Origin of the sequence: Lysobacter sp. CA196 (assembly GCF_052078695.1) — a bacterium.
Classification (GTDB): Bacteria; Pseudomonadota; Gammaproteobacteria; order Xanthomonadales; family Xanthomonadaceae; genus Lysobacter.
This window is the reverse complement of the sequence record NZ_JBQJIN010000043.1, coordinates 16,942-34,576: the sequence shown is the minus strand read 5'-3', so window position 1 is coordinate 34,576 and position 17,635 is coordinate 16,942. Positions and strand designations below refer to the sequence as shown.

At 69.0% G+C, this 17,635-nt stretch carries 19 protein-coding genes; 8 read left to right on the top strand and 11 right to left on the bottom strand.

The features are described 5' to 3' along the window. Positions 1–259: 259 nt before the first annotated feature. Positions 260–436 (bottom strand): hypothetical protein, encoded by a 177-nt coding sequence (locus tag ACTOWK_RS22725; protein WP_441332355.1) that lies wholly within the window; start codon positions 434–436, stop codon positions 260–262. 91 nt (positions 437–527) lie between these two features. Further along, a complete protein-coding gene (locus ACTOWK_RS22720; protein WP_441332354.1) occupies positions 528–1,463 on the bottom strand; it encodes a ComF family protein in 936 nt (311 codons plus the stop codon). 97 nt (positions 1,464–1,560) lie between these two features. On the opposite strand from ACTOWK_RS22720, the gene bioB reads away from it, so the two are divergent. The 6 genes from bioB (at position 1,561) to ACTOWK_RS22690 (ending at position 7,156) form a co-directional block, all read left to right on the top strand. After that, positions 1,561–2,592, top strand: coding sequence for a biotin synthase BioB (gene bioB, locus ACTOWK_RS22715; protein WP_440731134.1), 1,032 nt, complete (start codon positions 1,561–1,563; stop codon positions 2,590–2,592). Between the two features lie 18 nt (positions 2,593–2,610). After that, positions 2,611–3,843 (top strand): 8-amino-7-oxononanoate synthase, encoded by a 1,233-nt coding sequence (bioF, locus tag ACTOWK_RS22710; protein WP_441332353.1) that lies wholly within the window; start codon positions 2,611–2,613, stop codon positions 3,841–3,843. Beyond that, positions 3,840–4,283, top strand: coding sequence for an ACT domain-containing protein (locus ACTOWK_RS22705; protein ID WP_441332352.1), 444 nt, complete (start codon positions 3,840–3,842; stop codon positions 4,281–4,283). The genes bioF and ACTOWK_RS22705 overlap by 4 nt, the downstream gene beginning before the upstream one ends. A 162-nt stretch (positions 4,284–4,445) precedes the next feature. Further along, positions 4,446–5,249 (top strand): pimeloyl-ACP methyl ester esterase BioH, encoded by an 804-nt coding sequence (gene bioH, locus ACTOWK_RS22700; protein ID WP_441332351.1) that lies wholly within the window; start codon positions 4,446–4,448, stop codon positions 5,247–5,249. A 6-nt stretch (positions 5,250–5,255) separates the two neighbouring features. Continuing rightward, positions 5,256–6,167: a malonyl-ACP O-methyltransferase BioC gene (gene bioC / locus ACTOWK_RS22695; protein WP_441332350.1), complete on the top strand. Its 912-nt coding sequence runs from the start codon at positions 5,256–5,258 to the stop codon at positions 6,165–6,167. Further along, positions 6,164–7,156: a multidrug resistance efflux transporter family protein gene (locus ACTOWK_RS22690; protein ID WP_441332349.1), complete on the top strand. Its 993-nt coding sequence runs from the start codon at positions 6,164–6,166 to the stop codon at positions 7,154–7,156. The genes bioC and ACTOWK_RS22690 overlap by 4 nt, the downstream gene beginning before the upstream one ends. Before the next feature lie 112 nt (positions 7,157–7,268). Here ACTOWK_RS22690 and ACTOWK_RS22685 read toward each other — a convergent pair whose 3' ends face one another. The 9 genes from ACTOWK_RS22685 to ACTOWK_RS22645 all read right to left on the bottom strand — a co-directional run bounded on the left by ACTOWK_RS22685 (position 7,269) and on the right by ACTOWK_RS22645 (position 16,148). After that, positions 7,269–7,697: a ketosteroid isomerase-related protein gene (locus ACTOWK_RS22685; protein ID WP_441332348.1), complete on the bottom strand. Its 429-nt coding sequence runs from the start codon at positions 7,695–7,697 to the stop codon at positions 7,269–7,271. Between the two features lie 220 nt (positions 7,698–7,917). Next, on the bottom strand, positions 7,918–8,667 hold the full coding sequence (locus ACTOWK_RS22680; protein WP_441332347.1) for an MHYT domain-containing protein: 750 nt from the start codon (positions 8,665–8,667) through the stop codon (positions 7,918–7,920). Between the two features lie 118 nt (positions 8,668–8,785). After that, positions 8,786–9,586 (bottom strand): V4R domain-containing protein, encoded by an 801-nt coding sequence (locus ACTOWK_RS22675; RefSeq protein WP_441332346.1) that lies wholly within the window; start codon positions 9,584–9,586, stop codon positions 8,786–8,788. A 234-nt stretch (positions 9,587–9,820) separates the two neighbouring features. Continuing rightward, a complete protein-coding gene (locus ACTOWK_RS22670; RefSeq protein WP_441332345.1) occupies positions 9,821–10,810 on the bottom strand; it encodes a pyridoxal-phosphate dependent enzyme in 990 nt (329 codons plus the stop codon). A 111-nt stretch (positions 10,811–10,921) separates the two neighbouring features. Continuing rightward, positions 10,922–12,172: an ABC transporter permease gene (locus ACTOWK_RS22665; protein WP_441332344.1), complete on the bottom strand. Its 1,251-nt coding sequence runs from the start codon at positions 12,170–12,172 to the stop codon at positions 10,922–10,924. Further along, positions 12,169–13,488 (bottom strand): efflux RND transporter periplasmic adaptor subunit, encoded by a 1,320-nt coding sequence (locus ACTOWK_RS22660; RefSeq protein ID WP_441332343.1) that lies wholly within the window; start codon positions 13,486–13,488, stop codon positions 12,169–12,171. The genes ACTOWK_RS22665 and ACTOWK_RS22660 overlap by 4 nt, the downstream gene beginning before the upstream one ends. Beyond that, positions 13,485–14,477 (bottom strand): HlyD family secretion protein, encoded by a 993-nt coding sequence (locus ACTOWK_RS22655; RefSeq protein WP_441332342.1) that lies wholly within the window; start codon positions 14,475–14,477, stop codon positions 13,485–13,487. The genes ACTOWK_RS22660 and ACTOWK_RS22655 overlap by 4 nt, the downstream gene beginning before the upstream one ends. Next, positions 14,474–15,472 carry an HlyD family secretion protein gene (locus tag ACTOWK_RS22650; RefSeq protein ID WP_441332341.1) on the bottom strand — a complete coding sequence of 333 codons (999 nt, stop codon included), beginning with the start codon at positions 15,470–15,472 and terminating at the stop codon, positions 14,474–14,476. Before ACTOWK_RS22650 ends, ACTOWK_RS22655 begins: the two co-directional genes overlap by 4 nt. Before the next feature lies 1 nt (position 15,473). Further along, complete coding sequence (locus ACTOWK_RS22645) at positions 15,474–16,148, bottom strand: ABC transporter ATP-binding protein (RefSeq protein WP_057919560.1); 675 nt, start codon at positions 16,146–16,148, stop codon at positions 15,474–15,476. Between the two features lie 531 nt (positions 16,149–16,679). Between ACTOWK_RS22645 and ACTOWK_RS22640 the strand changes: the two genes are divergently transcribed. Together ACTOWK_RS22640 and ACTOWK_RS22635 are read left to right on the top strand one after the other, a co-directional pair. After that, the gene (locus tag ACTOWK_RS22640) at positions 16,680–16,802 is read left to right on the top strand and encodes a hypothetical protein (protein WP_441332340.1); all 123 of its coding nucleotides are present in this window, start codon (positions 16,680–16,682) and stop codon (positions 16,800–16,802) included. An 84-nt stretch (positions 16,803–16,886) separates the two neighbouring features. After that, on the top strand, positions 16,887–17,417 hold the full coding sequence (locus ACTOWK_RS22635) for a hypothetical protein (RefSeq protein WP_441332339.1): 531 nt from the start codon (positions 16,887–16,889) through the stop codon (positions 17,415–17,417). Positions 17,418–17,635: the final 218 nt, after the last annotated feature.

The window sequence follows — 17,635 nt, the reverse complement described above, 5'->3', positions numbered from 1 at the left end:
CCGGCCGCTATGGCCGTGCTGCTTCATGGCCATGATCACACCGCGCTCTTCGGCGCTGAAGTGGCTGTACCGGGTTCCCATGCGCTGACCTCAAAGGCGAGTGATGCGCTTGAGGTTAGACAGTGCAAACCAAAGAAAAGGGCTCTCCCTGCAAGGGCACAAGCCCGCACGATCGATGCCAACGCAGGGATGCTCCAGACAGGCCATCCATGGCCTGCTTGCGCACGGCCCGCATCCATGCGGGCCGCCCTACGGGTCTTCATTTGACCGGCAAAGCGGCAAAGCAGATCAAAATCACGGCAACAGCAACAGCAACAGCAACAGCAACAGCAACAGCAACAGCAACAGCAACAGCAACAGCAACAGCAACAGCAACAGCAACAGCAGCTGCCGGTCGCGCCCGCTCTTTGGTAGGAGCGGCGCGAGCCGCGACCACGAAACTCCGAGATCGCGACGACACCACGGGCAACCGGGAAACCACGGCTAACGCCGAAAGCCTGCCCGACGAAACGACCCCTCGCCGCGACTCAAGCCGCCGTCACCCGCGCACACACCCAGGCGTCGACGCGCTGGGCACCCGCGCGTCGCAGGGCTGTGGCGGCGGAATGAAGGGTGGCGCCGGTGGTCATGACGTCGTCGATCAGGACGATGTGGGCGGGCAGGGGCAGGCCAGGGCGCCAGGCGAAGGCGCCGCGCAGGTTGCGGCGGCGTTGTTTGGCGTCCAGCAGGGATTGCGCCGAGGTGTCGCGCAGGCGGATCAGGCCGTGATCGAGCAGGGGCAGGCGGAGTTTTCGCGACAGAGGACGCGCCAATTCCAGGGCCTGGTCGTAGCCGCGTTCGCGCAGTCGTCGGTGGTGCAGGGGGATCGGAACCAGAACGGGCCCGAATGCCCGACTGGCGGCGTCCGATGCAACGGGCGCTGCGAGCCCCGACGTCGCCGTCGGGGGGCTCAGCGTCAGCAGCGGTTCGAAGGCCTGAGCCATCATCGTCGTGAGCAGGCGCCCGGCGGCCAGGTCGCGATGAAACTTGAAGCGCGGCAGCAGGCGGTCGAGCGGCGGTCGGTATAAGCAGGCCGCGTGAACCTGGGTCAGCGGTGGCGGCCGGCGCAGGCAATGGCCGCAGATCAAGGGCAGGCCGGACGGATCGATCATCGCACCCGCACCCGCACCCGCACCCGCACCCGCTGCTGCACGAGCTCCGTCTCCAACCGCCTTCAGCGCCGGTACCGCCCCACGCGACCAAGCCGATGTCGGTTCCGCCGGCACCCCCGCCAACGGCAAGGCGCAGCGCAGACACGCGGCCCCGATCCGCGGCCATTCCGCCTCGCAGGCCGGGCACAGATCGCGTCCGGGCAGGCCCGGTTCGGCGCAGATCAGGCAGCGCGGGGGCCACAAGGCCCAGCCGAGACGCCGCCAGACACTGTCAACCCGGAGCGGCCGATCCTGGTTGACAGTTGTCGACATGCTTCCCAGACTGCCCGCTCCGAACGGCCCGCGCTGTCGGTATCCCCCGTTGCCCGCCGTCAGTGAAATCCCCGCTGTGGAGCCAGCTCTAGTGTCTATGCCCCTTCTTCGCAACGATTGGTCCCGCGCCGAGGTCCGTGCGCTGTTCGATTTGCCCTTCCCCGAGTTGCTGCACCGCGCCGGTAGCGTGCACCGGGAGAACTTCGACCCGGCCGAAGTCCAGGTCAGCACCCTGTTGTCGGTCAAGACCGGCGGTTGCCCCGAGGACTGCGCTTACTGCCCGCAGGCGCAGCGCTATCACACCGGTGTCGACGCGACCAAGCTGATGAGCACCGAGGCGGTGATCGAGAAGGCCCGCCAGGCTAAGGCCGCCGGCGCCTCGCGCTTCTGCATGGGCGCGGCCTGGCGTTCGCCGAAGGACCGCGACATCCCGAAGGTCGCGGCGATGATCCGCGAGGTGAAGGCGCTGGGCCTGGAGACCTGCGCGACCCTGGGCATGCTTTCGGGCGACCAGGCGACCGCGCTGAAGTCGGCGGGGTTGGACTACTACAACCACAACCTCGACACCGCGCCCGAGTTCTACAACGAGATCATCCACACCCGCGAGTACCAGGACCGCCTGGACACCCTCGCGCACGTGCGCGATGTCGGCATGAAGACCTGCTGCGGCGGCATCGTCGGCATGGGCGAGTCGCGCGAGCAACGCGCCGGCCTGCTGCAGACCCTGGCCAACCTGCCGGCGCACCCGGACTCGGTGCCGATCAACCGCCTGGTCCAGGTCGAGGGCACCCCGCTGGCCGGCACCGCCGAGCTCGACCCCTTCGAATTCGTCCGCACCATCGCGGTCGCCCGCCTGCTGATGCCCAAGTCGATGGTCCGCCTGTCGGCCGGGCGCGAGGCCATGAGCGACGAGCTGCAGGCCCTGTGCTTCCTGGCCGGCGCCAATTCCATCTTCTACGGCGAGAAGTTGCTGACCACCGGCAACCCCGACACCGAGCGCGACCTGGCCCTGTTCGCCCGTCTCGGCCTGCGCCCGATGCAGATCGTCGAGACCGCGGGCACCGTCCATGCGAGTATTGAAGAGCACGTTGAGGCAACCACCGACCCCGCCCACTCCTGCGCCGCCTGACGCGGCGGAGCTACCGCGATGAGCAGCCAGCGAACCCTTTGGCGCGACCGGATCCAGACCGCCCACGCCGAGCGCGTGGCGACCGCCCGTACCCGTACCCACCGCGTGGTCACTCACCGCGACGGCGCGCGCTGCGAGGTCGACGGGCGCTCGCTGGTGAATTTCTGCGGCAACGACTACCTCGGCCTGTCGCAGCACTTTGCGGTGATCAACGCCTTCCAGGACGCGGCCGCCCGCGAGGGCACCGGCGGGCTCGCCTCGCATCTGGTCTGCGGCCACCACGCCCAGCATGAAGCGCTCGAACGCGAACTGGCCGACTGGCTCGGTTCGCCGCGCGCGTTGCTGTTCGGCAGCGGTTTCCTGGCCAACATCGCCGCGGTGCAGGGGCTGCTCGGCGAAGACGATGTTTGTGTGCAGGACCGGCTCAACCACGCCAGCCTGATCGACGCCGCGCGTCTGGCCGGCTGCCGGTTGCGCCGTTATCCGCACGCCGATCCCGAAGGCGCGATCCGGCAGTTGCGTAATGTCCCCGATGGCCTGGCGATGCTCGCCACCGACGGCGTATTCAGCATGGACGGCGATCTCGCGCCGCTGCGCGACCTGGCCTTGGTCGCACGCGCGCAGAAGGCGGTGTTCTATGTCGACGACGCCCACGGCGTCGGCGTGGTCGGCCCGGACGGGCGCGGCACCGTGGCCGCGGCGCGCCTGTCGGTGCAGGAAGTGCCGCTGCAACTGGCGACCTTCGGCAAAGCGCTCGGCAGCTACGGCGCGGCCCTGCACGGCGATGCCGATCTGATCGGTCATCTGGCCGAAACCGCGCGCAGTCATCTCTACACCACCGCCTTGCCGCCGGCCCAGGCCGCGGCGACGCGGGCGGCGCTCAAGCTGGCCCGCAACGACCATTGGCGGCGCGAGAAGCTGGCCGAGCTGACCGCACATTTCCGCGAACGCGCCGGCAAGCTCGGCCTGGAACTGTTGGCCTCGGGTACGCCGATCCAGCCGGTGATGTGCGGCGACGACCGCCGCGCCCTGGCGATGGCGCAGGCTTTGGAACAGCAGGGTTACTGGGTCGCGGCGATCCGCCCGCCGACCGTCCCGGAAGGGCGCGCGCGTCTGCGGGTGACGTTCTCGGCGCTGCACACGCGCGAACAGGTCGACGGCCTGATCGAAGCGTTGGCGCGCGCGGCCGAACGCGTGGCGATCGAAGGCAGCGACGGCGCCCGCGCCGCGCCCGCCACCGTGGCGCGATGAGTCGCGCCGTCGAGCCGCAACCGATCCGGCCGCCCGAAACCGATCTGGCCCGCATGTTGGAGACGCTCGAAGTCGAAGCCCGTGCCGGCGAATACGTGTTCGTCACCGCCGTGCAGCCCGAGCGTTTGCCGCGCGCTTTGGCGCTGGCGACGATCGAGGAAGCCGAAGGGCTGACCTGCGTGCTGCGTCGCGAAGACGCCGATGCGCACGGCCTGAGCTACGACTTCGTCGCTGCCTGGCTGAGCCTGAGCGTGCATTCGGCGTTGCAGGCGGTCGGCCTGACCGCGGCGGTGTCGCAGGCCTTGGCTGCACGCGGCATCGCCTGCAACGTGTTGGCCGGCTTTCATCACGATCATTTGCTGGTGCCGTCGGATCGGCGCGACGAGGCGCTGGCGGCCCTGCATGCGCTGCGCCGCGCGAACCCCGTCGGCGGCGATTGAAGACAAGACGCTCGATCGTATCGGCGCGGTATGTATCGCGGTGGAGCATGCGTTCGCGCAGCAACGGCCGTCACGGCCACGCGCGGGCCATGGCGACACCAGAACGCATCGTGCGGCAATGAGAAACACCCGACGACCTATAGCAGTACGGACCCGCTTCCCATGTACATCGAAACCACCGGCGCCGCGGCAGACCCAGCCCGCCCGGTCATCGCACTGATCCACGGCTGGGCCATGCACGGCGGTTTGTTTGCGCCATTGGTCGAACAGCTCAGTGCGCACTTCACCCTGCACCTGATCGATCTGCCGGGCCACGGCCATGCACGCGACGACCGGACGCCGCTCGATCCGCGCACGCTCGCCGCCGAACTGGTCGCGCGCATTCCCGATGCCTATTGGCTGGGGTGGTCGCTCGGCGGCCAGGTCGCGTTGCGCGCCGCGCTCGATCACCCGCAGCAGGTGCGCGGCTTGATCATGATCGCCTCGTCGCCGCGTTTCGTCGTCGGCGAGGACTGGCCTCACGGTGTCTCGCCGGACCTGTTCCGGAATTTCGGCGAAGCCTTGCGGCGCGATTTCCGCGGCACCCTCGAAGGTTTTCTCGCGCTCGAAGCCTTGGGTTCGGCCAGCGCCCAGGAAGAACTGCGCAGCCTGAAGAGCGAAGCTTTCGCCCGTGGCGAACCGGCCGAACGCGCCTTGCACGAAGGCCTGGCCCTGCTCGACGGATTCGACGTGCGCGGCGAGCTGCCGCGCTTGCAGGTGTCGAGCCTGTGGATCTCGGGCCGTCGCGACCGCCTGGTCCCGGCCGGGGCGATGCCGGCCGCGGCCGCGCTCGCGCCGCAGGGCCGCAGCGTGGTCATCGGCAACGCCGGCCATGCGCCGTTTCTCGGCGCGACCGCACAGGTCGCGCAACTCATCGAGGGCTTCGTCGCGCCGGCGACCGCCCCGACCGCCGTTGTGGATTGCTGACGCCTCATGAACGATCTTTTCGACCACCGCCAGGTTCGCCGCTCGTTCTCGCGCGCCGCGCACGGTTACGACGGCGCTGCCGCCCTGCAGCGCGAAGTCGGCGCACGCCTGTCGGAAACCCTGGACTACCTCGACGAGCGCACCCCCGAGGTGGTGGTCGACATCGGCTGCGGCTCCGGCCATCTGAGCGCGGCGATGCAGAAGCGCTGGCCGCGCGCGCAGGTGATCGCGCTCGACCTGGCCCTGCCGATGCTGCGCGAGGCGCGCACCCATTTCGGCGAAGGCGGTTGGCGGCCGCGCCTGCTCGGCGGCGCGCGCCGTCCCGATGCGGTCTGCGCCGATGCGCGCGCATTGCCGCTGCGCGACGGCAGCGTCGACGTGTTGTTCTCGAACCTGTGCCTGCAATGGTGCGAAGACCTGCCGGCGGTGTTCGCCGGGTTCCGCCGCGTGCTCAAACCCGGCGGTCTGTTGCTGGTCTCGACCTTCGGCCCCGACACCTTGTTCGAGCTGCGCGGTGCTTTCGCCGAAGCCGATGCCGCGCCGCACGTCAGCCTGTTTCCGTCGATCGCCCAGTTCGGCGATGCGCTGATCGCCTCCGGTTTCCAGAACCCGGTGCTCGATCGCGACGAGTTCGTTCTCGGCCATCCCGATCTCGGCCATCTGATGCGCGAGTTGCGCACGCTCGGCGCGACCAATGCGATGAACGATCGCCGCCGCAGCCTGACCGGGCGCGCGCGTTTCGCCCGTGCGGCGCAGGCTTACGAAGCCTTGCGTGGCGACGACGGCCGCCTGCCGGCGACCTGGGAAGTGATCTACGCCCATGCCTGGGGCCCGCCGCCGGGCGCGCCGATCCGCATCGGCGGCTATGACGAAGTGCAGGTGCCGGTGTCGAGCATCCGCGTGCGGCAACGCCCGTGAGCGCGCGTCGCCACGCTCTGTGGGCGGTGTTGATCGCGCTGGTGTCGGCGCTGTTCTTCACCTGCACTTACGTGCTCAACCGTGCCGCCGCCAACGACGGCGGTCATTGGGCCTGGACCGCGGCGCTGCGTTATCTGTTCACCCTGCCGATGCTGCTGGTGGCGATGCCGGTGCTCGGCGGCATGGCGCCGGTGTGGCGGGCGATCCGCCGCCATCCCGGACCCTGGCTGTGGTGGAGCGGGATCGGTTTCGTCTTGTTCTACGTGTGCCTGAGCTTTGCTGCGGCCAGCGGCCCGTCGTGGCTGATCGCCGGCACCTTCCAGCTGACCGTGATCGCCGGGATGCTGTGCGCGCCGTTCCTGTACCGCGATGCGCGCGCGCGGATTCCGCGGCCGGCGCTCGCGGTCGGCGCGATCATCGTGGTCGGCGTGTTGTTGCTGCAGTTCGGCCATGGCGGCGGCCGGCTCGACCGCGCCGGCTGGATCGCCTTGATCTGCGTGGCGGTGTCGGCCTTCGCCTATCCGCTCGGCAACCGCGGCCTGCTGCTGCATCTGGAAAAAGCCGGGATCGAACTCAACGCGACCCAGCGGGTGTTCGGCATGACCCTGGCGAGCCAACCCTTGTGGTGGGCGATCGCGGTCTATGCCGGGGTCGAAGCCGGTGCACCGCCGATGGGCCAGGTCGGGTTGGCGGCCGGTGTGGCCTTGAGCGCGGGCGTGATCGCCACGGTGTTGTTCTTCCAGGCCACCGGCATGGTCCGCAACGACCCGACCGCGCTCGCCGCGGCCGAGGCGATGCAGGCCGCGGAGATCTTGTTCGCGACCGTGATCGGCGCCTTGTGGCTCGGCGAAGCCTGGCCGCAGGGCCGCGCCCTGGCCGGCGCCTGCGTGGTCGGCATCGGCATCGTCTTGTTCAGCATCGTCGCGGCGCGCGCCGCCGCCGGCAACGAACGCAAGGTCAGGCAACTGCGCAGCGATCGCGGCGGTTGATCTTCTGCTGATGCGGCAAGAAGGTCGGCTTAGTGCCGTGCAGCCGACAAGTCGGCTTAGTGCCGAAGCGGCCGACAAGTCGGCTTAAGTACTCTGCAGCCGACAAGTCGGCTCAGGCGCCGACCTGGACCATCCACTGTTCGAGGTTGTAGTAGTTGGTGACGCGCTGGATCTTGTTGTCGCGGATCTCGAAGAAGGCGCCGCCCGGCAGGGCATAGCGTTGGCCGCGCGCTTCCGGCAGGCCGGGATCGGTGAGCAGGTATTCGCCGTGGACCACGTACTCGGCGCCGGCGCGCGCACCGTCGGGCGAGGCCATCACCACGATGTCGCGCAACTGCTCGCGGTAGTGCCGCTCCATGCGCTGCAGGAAAGCGGCGAAGGCGTCGCGGCCGACTTCGCGCGCACCCTGGTTGAGGTCGTGAACGACATCGGCGCCGAGCAGGCCCAGCATGGCGCTCCAGTCGGCGCGATTGAACGCGGCGTAGTAGGACAGGACCAATTCGGTGGCGCGATCGTGAATGCGGGTGCCGTCGATCTTCATCGGAATTCCTGCGGGCAATGCGGGGCCGGGCCATGATCGCTCATTCGTGCCTCGTGTCGCAGCTGCGGTCGGCCACGCGGGTCTCGCGTTCGGCAGCACCGTTTAACAAAGCACATTAAACGGAAGGCCCGCACGAGGCGGGCCTTCCGGTGGCGAGGATCGGGTTGCGCCGATGCCGGCGCGTGGTTCGGATCAGCCCGGCCTCATCGACAGGCTTGCCTCAAATCCGCACCGTCGCGCGTTGGCGTTGGCGCACCAGGCTCAGGGTCAGCACCGCGGCGAGCAGCGCCGTGGTGACCACGAAAATGCCGATGCCGAGGTAGCCGCCGCTGACCCCGCGCGCCACCGTGGCGCCGGCTTCCTGCGGCACGAAGCTGGCCGCAAGCATGCCGGTGTAGTGCATGCCGCAGACCGCCACGCCCATGACCAGGGCGCTGCCGAGCATCTGGCCCCAACCGCGCAGGTTGAAGGCCAGCCACAGCGCCACGATCGAGGCGACGATCGCGATCGCCGCCGAGGCGATCACCAGGTTGCTGTTGTAGACGGTGTCGGCCGGCATCAGCATCGCGGCCATGCCGGCGTAGTGCATGCCGGTGACGCCGAGTCCCATCAGCACGCCGGCGATGATGAGCTTGCCCCAGTTGAAGATGCCGGTGCCGGCGATGCCGAGGCCGGCCATGCACGAGACCACCGCGACCGCCGCCGAACCGATGGTGATCGGCAGGTCGTAGGTCACTTCCACGTTCATGCGGCAGGCCAGCATGGCGATGAAGTGCATCGCCCAGATCGCGCCGCCGCCCATGGCGATGCCGGCGGCGGTAATCGCGCGCCAGCGCTGTCCCGTCCCGACCGCGGTCGGAATGGCGATGGCCAGTTGCAGGGCGGTGAACGACCCGAGCACCGACACCACATAGGACAAGATGGCGAGCACCGGGTCATGGATGCACTGAATGGCGTGATCGATCGGCATGACGAACCCCCTGTGGATGGGTTGGAGTAGCTAAGGGCCGAACCGGCGCCATCCCCGCCCCGGTGCGGTATCGCAAGCCCGGCGGGCTCCCTGTCTGCCGGGCGAAAGGAGAGCGGGCTCAGGCTTCGAATTCGAAACGGCAGGCCTCGGCGCCGGTGTTGCGGCATTGGCTTTCGACCACCCGCACGCCGTCGGCGCCGTGCTGGCCTTCGAGCAGGCCGCCGAGCATGCCGCGCAGGAAATGGCAGCACTCGCCGCTGTCGCCGCGATGGCAGAAGGGGCTGTTGCGGATCTTCAGGATGTCGTCGTGCAGTTCGGCCTGGACCAGCTGGCGCATCGCCGGCAGGGCGATGCGGCGCACCGAATCGGCCAACGGCAGTTGTCCGCCCAAAGCGAAATCGCGCTTGTAGACCCAGGCGCCGACGCGCTGGCCGATATAGCGCAAGGTCGCTTCGCGCTGGGCCGGCGGCAGTTCGCGTTCGAGTGCGACCAACTGCAGCAGGATATTGGGGTAGTTGCGGGCGAGCTGCGGCAGCAGGGTCTCGACGCGTTGGGTGTCGATCGGCGGTGCGCTGGACGGCGAGGGCGGCGCGGCGGGCGCGGCCGAGGGCGGCAGCGGAGTCGGTACGGTCGACGAGCCGTTGTTGCGCGGTACCGATGCGGGCGCAGGCGAGGGATTGCCGGCTTCGTACGGCGAGGCCTCGAAACTTTGCACCAGGTGATGGGTGCCCAGCCGTTCTTCGAGCATCAGCAGCGATTCGGATGGGCCGCGCACGACCATGCTCAGCACCACGCCTTCTTCGCTGTTGAGCATGCGCTGACGCAACAGGGTGAAGCCGTTGGCGATCACCACTTGTCCGAGGGCGAGCAGCAACCCGTCGCGACGGTCGGACACCACGCGAAACTCGACATCCACCATGTAGTACTCCCTGGCTTGCGCTGGTCCGTGGTCCCCGGCTCGTCGAAGAGCCCCACTGCTAAGAGTCGCGCGGCATGACAGGGACGGGCGCGCGATGGCGCAGCGTGGCAGCTGTGTTCATAAAAAACACAAACCAGGATCACAGAAAAAGCGAGTTTTCCTGGGGTTTATGCGGGCAATGGCGAACGTTGAGAAACCTGCCGCATAACAAACGCAATGCGATTGCAGAACCGGTCAAACTGGCTTAGAGGCGAACAGATCGGCGACCAGATCCAGATCGACGTTGCCGCCGGACACGACCAATCCGACGCGGCGGCCGGCGAAGCGTTCGCGATGCGCCAGCACCACCGCCAGCGGCACCGCGCCGGAGGGCTCGACCACCAGCTTCATGCGCTCCCAGATCAGCCGCATCGCGGCGACGACCTGGGCGTCGTCGACCAGCAGGATATCGCTGAGGTGCTCGCTCAGGATAGGAAAGGTGAGCGTGCCGAGTTCGGCGCGCAGGCCATCGCAGATGGTGTCGGCCTTGCGCCCGGTGATGCGCTGGCCGGCGCGCAGCGAATCGTGGGCGTCGCGGGCGCCTTCGGGTTCGGCGCCGAACACCTCGATCGCCGGGTTCAGCCCGTGCGCGGCGATCGCCGTGCCCGAGAGCAGCCCGCCGCCGCTGACCGGCGCGATCACCGCGTCCAGATCGGGGGCGCTGCCGAGCAGTTCGAGGGTGGCGGTGCCCTGGCCGGCGATCACTCGCGGGTCGTTGAACGGGTGCACCAGCACGCCGCCGGTCCGGGCCAGGACCTGGGCGGTCATGGCGTCGCGCGAGGCCTGGTCGGGTTCGCAGGCGACGATTTCGGCGCCGTAGGCACGGATCGCGGCCAGTTTGATCTTGGGTGTGTTGTGCGGGGCGACCACGGTCGCGCGTCCGCCGCGCAGGCTCGCGGCCAGCGCGATCGCGCCGCCGTGGTTGCCGGAACTCTGGGTGACGATGCCGCGCGCCACTTCGTCCTCATCCAGCGAGAACACCGCGTTGCAGGCGCCGCGGAACTTGAACGCGCCGCCGCGCTGCAGGTTTTCGCATTTGAAGTGCAGCTCGCAGCCGGCCAGGGCGTCGATCGCGCGCGAACGCAGCACCGGGGTGGTGTGCGCGTGCGGCGCGATGCGCGCGGCGGCGGCCAGGATGTCGGTGAACAGGGGGGCCAGGCTGGGCGGTGCGGAGAGATTGTTCATGCCCCAAGCGTAGCCCAGGCCCGGCCGGCCTGGCATGCGCCGGATGGCGGATTCGTAGCGATCATGCGAGGCCGGCGACAGGACCAGTTCAGTCGTGGCGCGATGCCGGGTTCAGTCGTGGCGCAGCGCCGCAATCGGATCGAGCCGCGCCGCCTGCCGCGCCGGATACACGCCGAAGGCCAGGCCTACCGCGGCGCAGAACAGCGCCGAGCCCAGCACCGGGATCGGCGCCCAGGCTACCTGCCAGCCGGCGAAGGCGGCGATCAGATAAGCCAGGGCCACGCCGAACAACAGGCCGAGCACCGCACCGGCGACACAGATCACCGTCGCCTCGCGCAGGAACTGCGCGATCACGTCGCGCCGGCGCGCGCCGAGCGCGCGCAGCAGGCCGATCTCGCGGCGCCGTTCGAGCACGTTGGCGAGCATGATGTTCATGATGCCGATGCCGCCGACCAGCAGGCTGACGCCGGCGATCGCGCCCATCACCACGCGGAAGATGCGCTGGGTCTTCTGGTGCTGCTGGAACAACTGCTGCGGCACCACCAGGCGAAAATCAGCCATGCCGGCATGGCGTTGGCCGAGCACGGTCGACAGCACCCGCGCGCCGGCGGCGAGCTGGGCGGGGTCGCGCAGACGCAGCAGGAAACGGTCGACCTCGTCCTCCTGCGGTTGGAAGCGGAAGCGCGCGCGGGCGCTGGCCAGCGGCAGGTAGACGCGGTTGCTTTCCAGGCCGAGCTGCACGCCTTCGAACTGGTCCTTGCTGAGGTCGCGGTCGGCGAGCACGCCGATCACTTCCAGCCACACATGATTGACCTTCAGGTACTGGCCGATCGGCTCGACCCCGGGGAACAGATCGGCCGCGGCCTGATGGCCGAGCACCGCGACCGCGGCGAGGGCGCGGTCGTCCTCGTCGGTCAGGGGGCGGCCCTTGGCGATGCGCAGCGAGGACAGAGCGAAATAGTCCGGGCTCACGCCGCTGGCCTGGGCATCGCTGTGGCCGCTGTCGCTGAACACCGAATGGGTACGGATCGGTTTCTCGGCGGCGTAGCGTTCCGCGCCGGGCACCACCGCGAGCGCGGCGTCGGCATCGGCCAGACTCAGGCCCAGACTGCGCGCGCGGGTTTCGCGCAGGCTGTTCTCGTCCTGCGGCTTGGCTTCGGCGATCAGGTTGTTGAGGCCGAGGCTCTCGACCAGGCGCAGCGCTTCGCGCCGACTGCCTTCGCCGACCGCCTGCATGGCGACGATCGCGCCGACCCCGAAGATCAGGCCGAGCAGGGTCAGCAAGGTGCGCAGCCGGCGACGCCAGAGCTCCTCGATCGCCTCGCGCCAGATCGACGGCAGCAGACCGGCGAAACGGTTCAAGGACGAACCGCCTGGGTCTTGCGCGCCGGCGCCGCGGCGGCCTTGGCGGCATCGGCCGGGGTGGCCTGGCCCGGTTCTTCGGTCTCGGCCGCCTTGTCCGCGGTTTCGATGCCCGCGGTTGCGATCGCGCCGGCTTCGACCAACAGCACTTCGTCGCCCTCGCGCAGGCCCGAGCGCACCTGCGAACGCGCCGGCCCGCGCACGCCCAACTGGATTTCGCGGCGCAGGAAATCGCCGCCGTTGCGAACGCGCACATAGTCCTTGCCGGCATCGCTGTCGATGGCGACGTTGGCGACGCTGAGCGCCTTGGGCGCATCGAACAGGACCACCCGCGCATCGAGCCGCTGGCCCGGCACCAGCCGGTACCGCGCGATCGCCTCCGCCGGGATCGGCGCCTTCATGGTCAGGTACTTCACCGGGCTGTCCTGGCTGCGCACCTTGGCGGCGCTGGCGACCCACGACAGCGTGCTGACGATGCGCTGTTCGGGCCGTCCGACCGGAAACATCTCGACCGCGTGGCCGACCCGCAGGCCTTGCGCTTCGATTTGCGGCAGGCTCAGTTCGAGTTCCATCGCCGAGGCATCGGGCAGGCTGCCGTAATCGAAACCGGCGCGCAGGGTCGCGCCGACATTGGGTTTGTCGCCGGACCAGTTGCTCGACAGCATCAGCACGCCGTCGTTCGGCGCGCGCAGTTCCAATGCATCCAGGTCCGACTGGCGCGCCTGGGCGGCGAGGTCGAAGGTCGCGCGCTGCGCGTCCAGCACCGCCAGCTCGGCGCCGCCGCGCACGCCGGCCTGGCCGCGTTGCCATTCCAGAGTGTCGCGCTTGGCCTTCAAGTAGCTGGCGTCCTGCACCGCATCGAGCACTTCGTTGCGCGCCATGGTGCTGAGGTCGGCGCTGGCGTAGCGCTCGGCGATGCCGAGCTGCACCGCGACCTGCGCCAGGTCGACCGCGACCTTGCTGTGCGCGGTCGCCAGTTCGCCCTGCTTGGCGGCGCGCGCCAGCAGGTTGCGCTGTAGATCGATCAAGGTCTGGCTGAGTTCCTGCTGGCCTTGCGCGGCCGAGAAGCGCGCGATCAGGTCGCCTTTCCTGACCGTGCTGCCTTCCGGCAGCATCCATTCGAGCTGGCGCGAGGCCCAGTTGCGGCCGGGCACGTTGAGCGGGGTGGCCTTGGCCGACTTGAGCTCGCCTTCGCCGCGTACGCTCAGGCGCAACGGCGCGGCGGCGACGGTCTCGACGGTGGCCGGCGCGGTGTCGGCCGCGCAGGCCGACAGCAAGGCCAGGGCGAAGATCGCAATGGCGACCGCGCGCATCATCGAGCCGGGCTCCGCGGCGCCGCGGGCGCCGCCGGGTTGGCCGAAGCGATCTCGACCCGCACCGCCTGGCCCGGACGCAACGGTGCGCGCGGGTCGTCGAGACGCACGTCCAGGTCCAGCACCGGCACCGGCTGCAACTGCGATTTGCTGCGGATCGCGTTGCCGATCGAAGCGATGCGTCCGCGCAGCACGCTGCCGGCGCCGCCTTCGACGACGATCCGCACCGGCACGCCGACCGCGACCCGGCGCAGGTCGCGCTCGGGCAATTCGGCGCGCACCGCCAGGGTGCTCATGTCGGGAATCTCGGCCACGGTCTGGCCGACCCAGACTTGCGAGCCGACGTCGTATTTTTCGCCTTCCCAATTGCTCCGGTGCATCATCAGGCCGTCGCGCGGCGCGGTCACTTCCAGCGCGGTCAACGAGCGCTGCAGGCGCTCGACGTCGGCCTGCAACTGCGCGCGTTCGGCGGCGAGCAGGCGCCGCTCCTGGCGGCGTTGTTCGGCCGACAAGTTCTCGCGGCGCTGGGCCAGGGCCATCTTGCGTTGCATCTGGGTGCGCGCGACCAACAGCTTGCGGTATTCGATGCCGGCGATCAGTTCGGCCGGTTGCTGGGTCTTGCGTTGCGCCTTGTCGAGCGCGGCGCGCGCCTCGGCGGTGGCCAGGCGTTCGCTGCGTTCGCGTTCGGCCAGCTCCAACTCCAGCTTGTCGAGCTCGCTCTGTTTCTCCTTGAGCTGGCTGCGTTTTTCGCCGAGTTGCTTGACCACGTCGTTGCTGTCGAACGAGATCACCGGCTGGCCCCGCTTGACCGGCGCACCGTCGGCGGCGAGTTGGGTGATGTTGAACTGCCACATGCGTTCGACGTTCGGCGGCATCAGCGCCGCGCTGCGCCGCGCATAGACCTCGCCGTCGATGCGCAGGGTCGCCGCGCTCGCCGACAGCGCCGCGACCGACAGGCACAGAATCAGCAGCGCCCGCTTCGCCAGGTTCATCGCGACGCTCCTGCCGCGGCCTTCGCCGCGGCCGTGGACACGCGTACGCTCATGCCGGGCATCAGCTTGAGCGCATGCCCGCGCGGCAGCTCGACGTCGATGCTGAAGTAACGGCCGTCGCCCCATTCCGGCTTGCGGTCGGGGGCGCCGGCGATCGCCTTGATGCGGCCTTGCACGCGCTGCCGCGGCAGCGCATCGAACGCCAGCTGCACCGCTTGGCCGACGCCGAGGCCGCGCCGGTCCGGTTCCAGCGCCCACGCGCGGATCTCCATGCCGCCGCCGCTGCCGACCACTTCGCCGGCCTTGCTGCCGGGCATGGTCGAGCTGCCCTCGTCGATGCGGCCGCCGATCCAGTTGTTGTTGAAACCGTGCAGGACGACGCCGTCGCGTTCGGCGCGCACTTCCGATTGGCGCAGCAGCGCGGCGTAGTACTCGCGCTGCACGACCAGCTTGTCGACCTCAAGCTTGGCGTCCTGCTGGCGGCGCGCGACCGCGGCGCGCGCGGCGGCGAACTGCTCGCGTTTGAGGGTGAGCTCGCGCGTAGTCTTGTCGAGTTCGCTCTGGTGGCGGTCGTAGTCGAGCTGTGAGATCAGGCCGTGCGGAATCGCCGCCTCGATCTTGGCCGTGGCCAGCGCGGCCTCGGCATCGGCGAGCGCGACTTCGGCGTCGACCGCCTTGACCTCGAGCTCGGCCAGTTCCTTGGCGGCCTTGGCGCGCGCCTGCTCGATCTTGGCGTCGAGATCGGGAATCTGGGTGCCGGCCTGGCCCGGATCGATGCGCAGCACGACGTCGCCGGCCTTGACCGCCTGGCCCTCGGGAATGAAGTAGCGGATCGCCACCGGCGCGGTATTGGATTGCGGGGTGTAGATCGGCTGCGCGCCGACCGAGCGCACTTCGCCGGTCAGCACCACCGCGGTCGCCGGCAACGCCGTCAGCGAGCCGGCCAGCCAGGACAGGACCTGCAGCCAGCGTGCGCGGCGAAGGACGGCGCGCATCTCAGGCCGCCGAGTCATGGTCGACCTTGCCATCGTGCAGGCGCACCTCGCGCGGGGCGCGCGCGGCGAGGTCGCGGTCGTGGGTCACCAGCACCACGGTTTGGCCGCCGTCGTGCACTTCCTCGATCAAGTCGAGCACGTCGGCGGCGCTTTTCGAATCCAGGTTGCCGGTGGGTTCGTCGGCGAGCAACAGGGCCGGGCGCAGCAACAGCGCACGCGCGATCGCCGCGCGTTGTTGCTGGCCGCCGGACAGCTCGCTCGGCCGATGCTCGCTGCGCTCGCCCAGGCCGACGCGCGCGAGCAGCTCGCGCGCGCGTTCGACGCTGCCGGGCGGCGGTTCGCGATTGAAGCGCAGCGGCAGCAATACGTTCTCCATCACGCTCAGGCGCGGCAGCAGATGGAAGCTCTGGAACACGAAGCCGATGCGGCGGTTGCGGATGTCGCTGGCGGCCTCGTCGTCGAGCGCGGCGACGTCGCGGCCTTCGATCAGATAACGCCCGCGGGTGGGCCGGTCGAGGCAGCCGAGGATGTTGAGCAGACTGGATTTGCCCGAGCCCGAGGCACCGGTAATGGCGACGAATTCGCCCGCGGCGATTTTCAGATCCACGCCGGCCAAGGCATTGACCGCCTGTCCATTCATCTCATAGCGACGATGGACCGCATCCAGTTCGATCATCGGGACAGGCTGGGCCAGAAGGTGAAAGGCGATGCAGCGGCGACCGCGCAAGCACAGGCCCGCGCTACGGAGAACGACCCGGCACGCGCCGGCAAGGTTCCCCGACGCGGCCTTCGGGCCGATCGGATGAGGCATGCAGCGTGCGCGGCGAAGACCGATCCCTGGCCGTGTTTCATCGCGATCAATCTACCTTAACCCGGGGCGCCGCGACATTGTGCTATGTGCAGCATCGCACCCGGATGCAGTGCAGCATGTTTTTCTGTGAACCCGTGCAGTAAACGCGGTCGGCGCGAAGACTAGCTTAGGCGTGTCGCCGCCGCCGAACGCAAGGCGCGGGCGCTGCACGCGAACGACGCGATCGCGCTCGATGCATCGGCTGCATCGCGTCGGCATCCTCCGGAATCGGACCCTGGATATTCCCTGATGGAAACGCCAGGATAGGGCCGAAGCCGATATCCACCCGGTCGCTGCGTTCGCTACCGACTCCGCTCACGGCGCGATCTTCTTCGACGCCCACCACAGGGAATCCACATGCTCCGCAAACTAACGGTATGCCTGCTCGTCGTCCTGTTGGTGGGTTGCCTGCCGCCGCGTCTCGATCCGACCATGGTGTCGGCGCCGCAGAGCGACTCCTCGGCCAACAGCAAGGGCTGAACCGTACAACAGCGGGCGGGTCGAATTAAGCCCGAGTTCAACGCTTCGGGCCGAAGCTGAGACCCTAAAACCAGGGGGTCTGCCATGATCCGCAAGCTCATCGTTCCTCTCATCGCCGCCGGCCTGCTGGCCGGTTGCGTGTCCGACTACGCCTATCGCGGCGGCGGTGGCGCCGGTTCGTACTACTACGGCCGCCCCAGCGTCGACTACGGCTACTACGGCCAGAACTACGGGTACGGCTACTACCCGTACGGCGATGCCTATCGCTATCGCAACTACGGTTACCCCGGCTACGGTGGCGGCGGCTACGGCTATGGCTACCCGGGGTACTACCCGTCCCCGTACCCGCGCTACTACTACCCGAACCACCGCCCGCACCGTCCGCCGGGCAACCGCCCGCCGCAGACCAACCAGCCCTCGCGCGGCACTCCGTGGCGCGACACGCATCCGGTCGGCGGCGGCGCCTGGGCGCCGAACAACCCGGCTGCGGTCCCGCAGCCGCGCAGCATGCCGCAGCCCCGCGCCATGCAGCAGCAGCCGATGCAGCCGCGCATGCAGTCCGCCCCCTCGACCCGCCGCGACGGCGGCCGGGCCTGGAAGGACGTCGAACGCTGAACGGAATCTAGACGATGTGAAGGTCGACCCGGGCAAGACGCTGGATTTGGAATGGCGAGCACTTGCGTTCAGGCGGAAGTGACAGCAATCTACCGCTACTGACCGCTTACGTCGTATTTGGACGTTTTCGGTAAGCAAGGCTTCTATGTCGGCGCCTGGCGAGGAATCACGGATCCCCCCTGTTCCGTCCTTGTCAGGCGTCGGCGCCCATTCCCCCG

What these genes read in the sequence shown, in the direction of transcription:
- ACTOWK_RS22635 (WP_441332339.1), top strand. Translation starts at nt 16,887, where the DNA reads ATGATCCGCAAGCTCATCGTTCCTCTCATCGCCGCCGGCCTGCTGGCC.
- ACTOWK_RS22675 (WP_441332346.1), bottom strand. Translation starts at nt 9,586, where the DNA reads ATGGTGGATGTCGAGTTTCGCGTGGTGTCCGACCGTCGCGACGGGTTG.
- ACTOWK_RS22645 (WP_057919560.1), bottom strand. Translation starts at nt 16,148, where the DNA reads ATGATCGAACTGGATGCGGTCCATCGTCGCTATGAGATGAATGGACAG.
- ACTOWK_RS22640 (WP_441332340.1), top strand. Translation starts at nt 16,680, where the DNA reads ATGCTCCGCAAACTAACGGTATGCCTGCTCGTCGTCCTGTTGGTGGGT.
- ACTOWK_RS22720 (WP_441332354.1), bottom strand. Translation starts at nt 1,463, where the DNA reads ATGTCGACAACTGTCAACCAGGATCGGCCGCTCCGGGTTGACAGTGTC.
- bioH (WP_441332351.1), top strand. Translation starts at nt 4,446, where the DNA reads ATGTACATCGAAACCACCGGCGCCGCGGCAGACCCAGCCCGCCCGGTC.
- ACTOWK_RS22680 (WP_441332347.1), bottom strand. Translation starts at nt 8,667, where the DNA reads ATGCCGATCGATCACGCCATTCAGTGCATCCATGACCCGGTGCTCGCC.
- ACTOWK_RS22650 (WP_441332341.1), bottom strand. Translation starts at nt 15,472, where the DNA reads ATGCGCGCCGTCCTTCGCCGCGCACGCTGGCTGCAGGTCCTGTCCTGG.
- bioF (WP_441332353.1), top strand. Translation starts at nt 2,611, where the DNA reads ATGAGCAGCCAGCGAACCCTTTGGCGCGACCGGATCCAGACCGCCCAC.
- ACTOWK_RS22655 (WP_441332342.1), bottom strand. Translation starts at nt 14,477, where the DNA reads ATGAACCTGGCGAAGCGGGCGCTGCTGATTCTGTGCCTGTCGGTCGCG.
- ACTOWK_RS22705 (WP_441332352.1), top strand. Translation starts at nt 3,840, where the DNA reads ATGAGTCGCGCCGTCGAGCCGCAACCGATCCGGCCGCCCGAAACCGAT.
- ACTOWK_RS22670 (WP_441332345.1), bottom strand. Translation starts at nt 10,810, where the DNA reads ATGAACAATCTCTCCGCACCGCCCAGCCTGGCCCCCCTGTTCACCGAC.
- bioC (WP_441332350.1), top strand. Translation starts at nt 5,256, where the DNA reads ATGAACGATCTTTTCGACCACCGCCAGGTTCGCCGCTCGTTCTCGCGC.
- ACTOWK_RS22660 (WP_441332343.1), bottom strand. Translation starts at nt 13,488, where the DNA reads ATGATGCGCGCGGTCGCCATTGCGATCTTCGCCCTGGCCTTGCTGTCG.
- ACTOWK_RS22685 (WP_441332348.1), bottom strand. Translation starts at nt 7,697, where the DNA reads ATGAAGATCGACGGCACCCGCATTCACGATCGCGCCACCGAATTGGTC.
- bioB (WP_440731134.1), top strand. Translation starts at nt 1,561, where the DNA reads ATGCCCCTTCTTCGCAACGATTGGTCCCGCGCCGAGGTCCGTGCGCTG.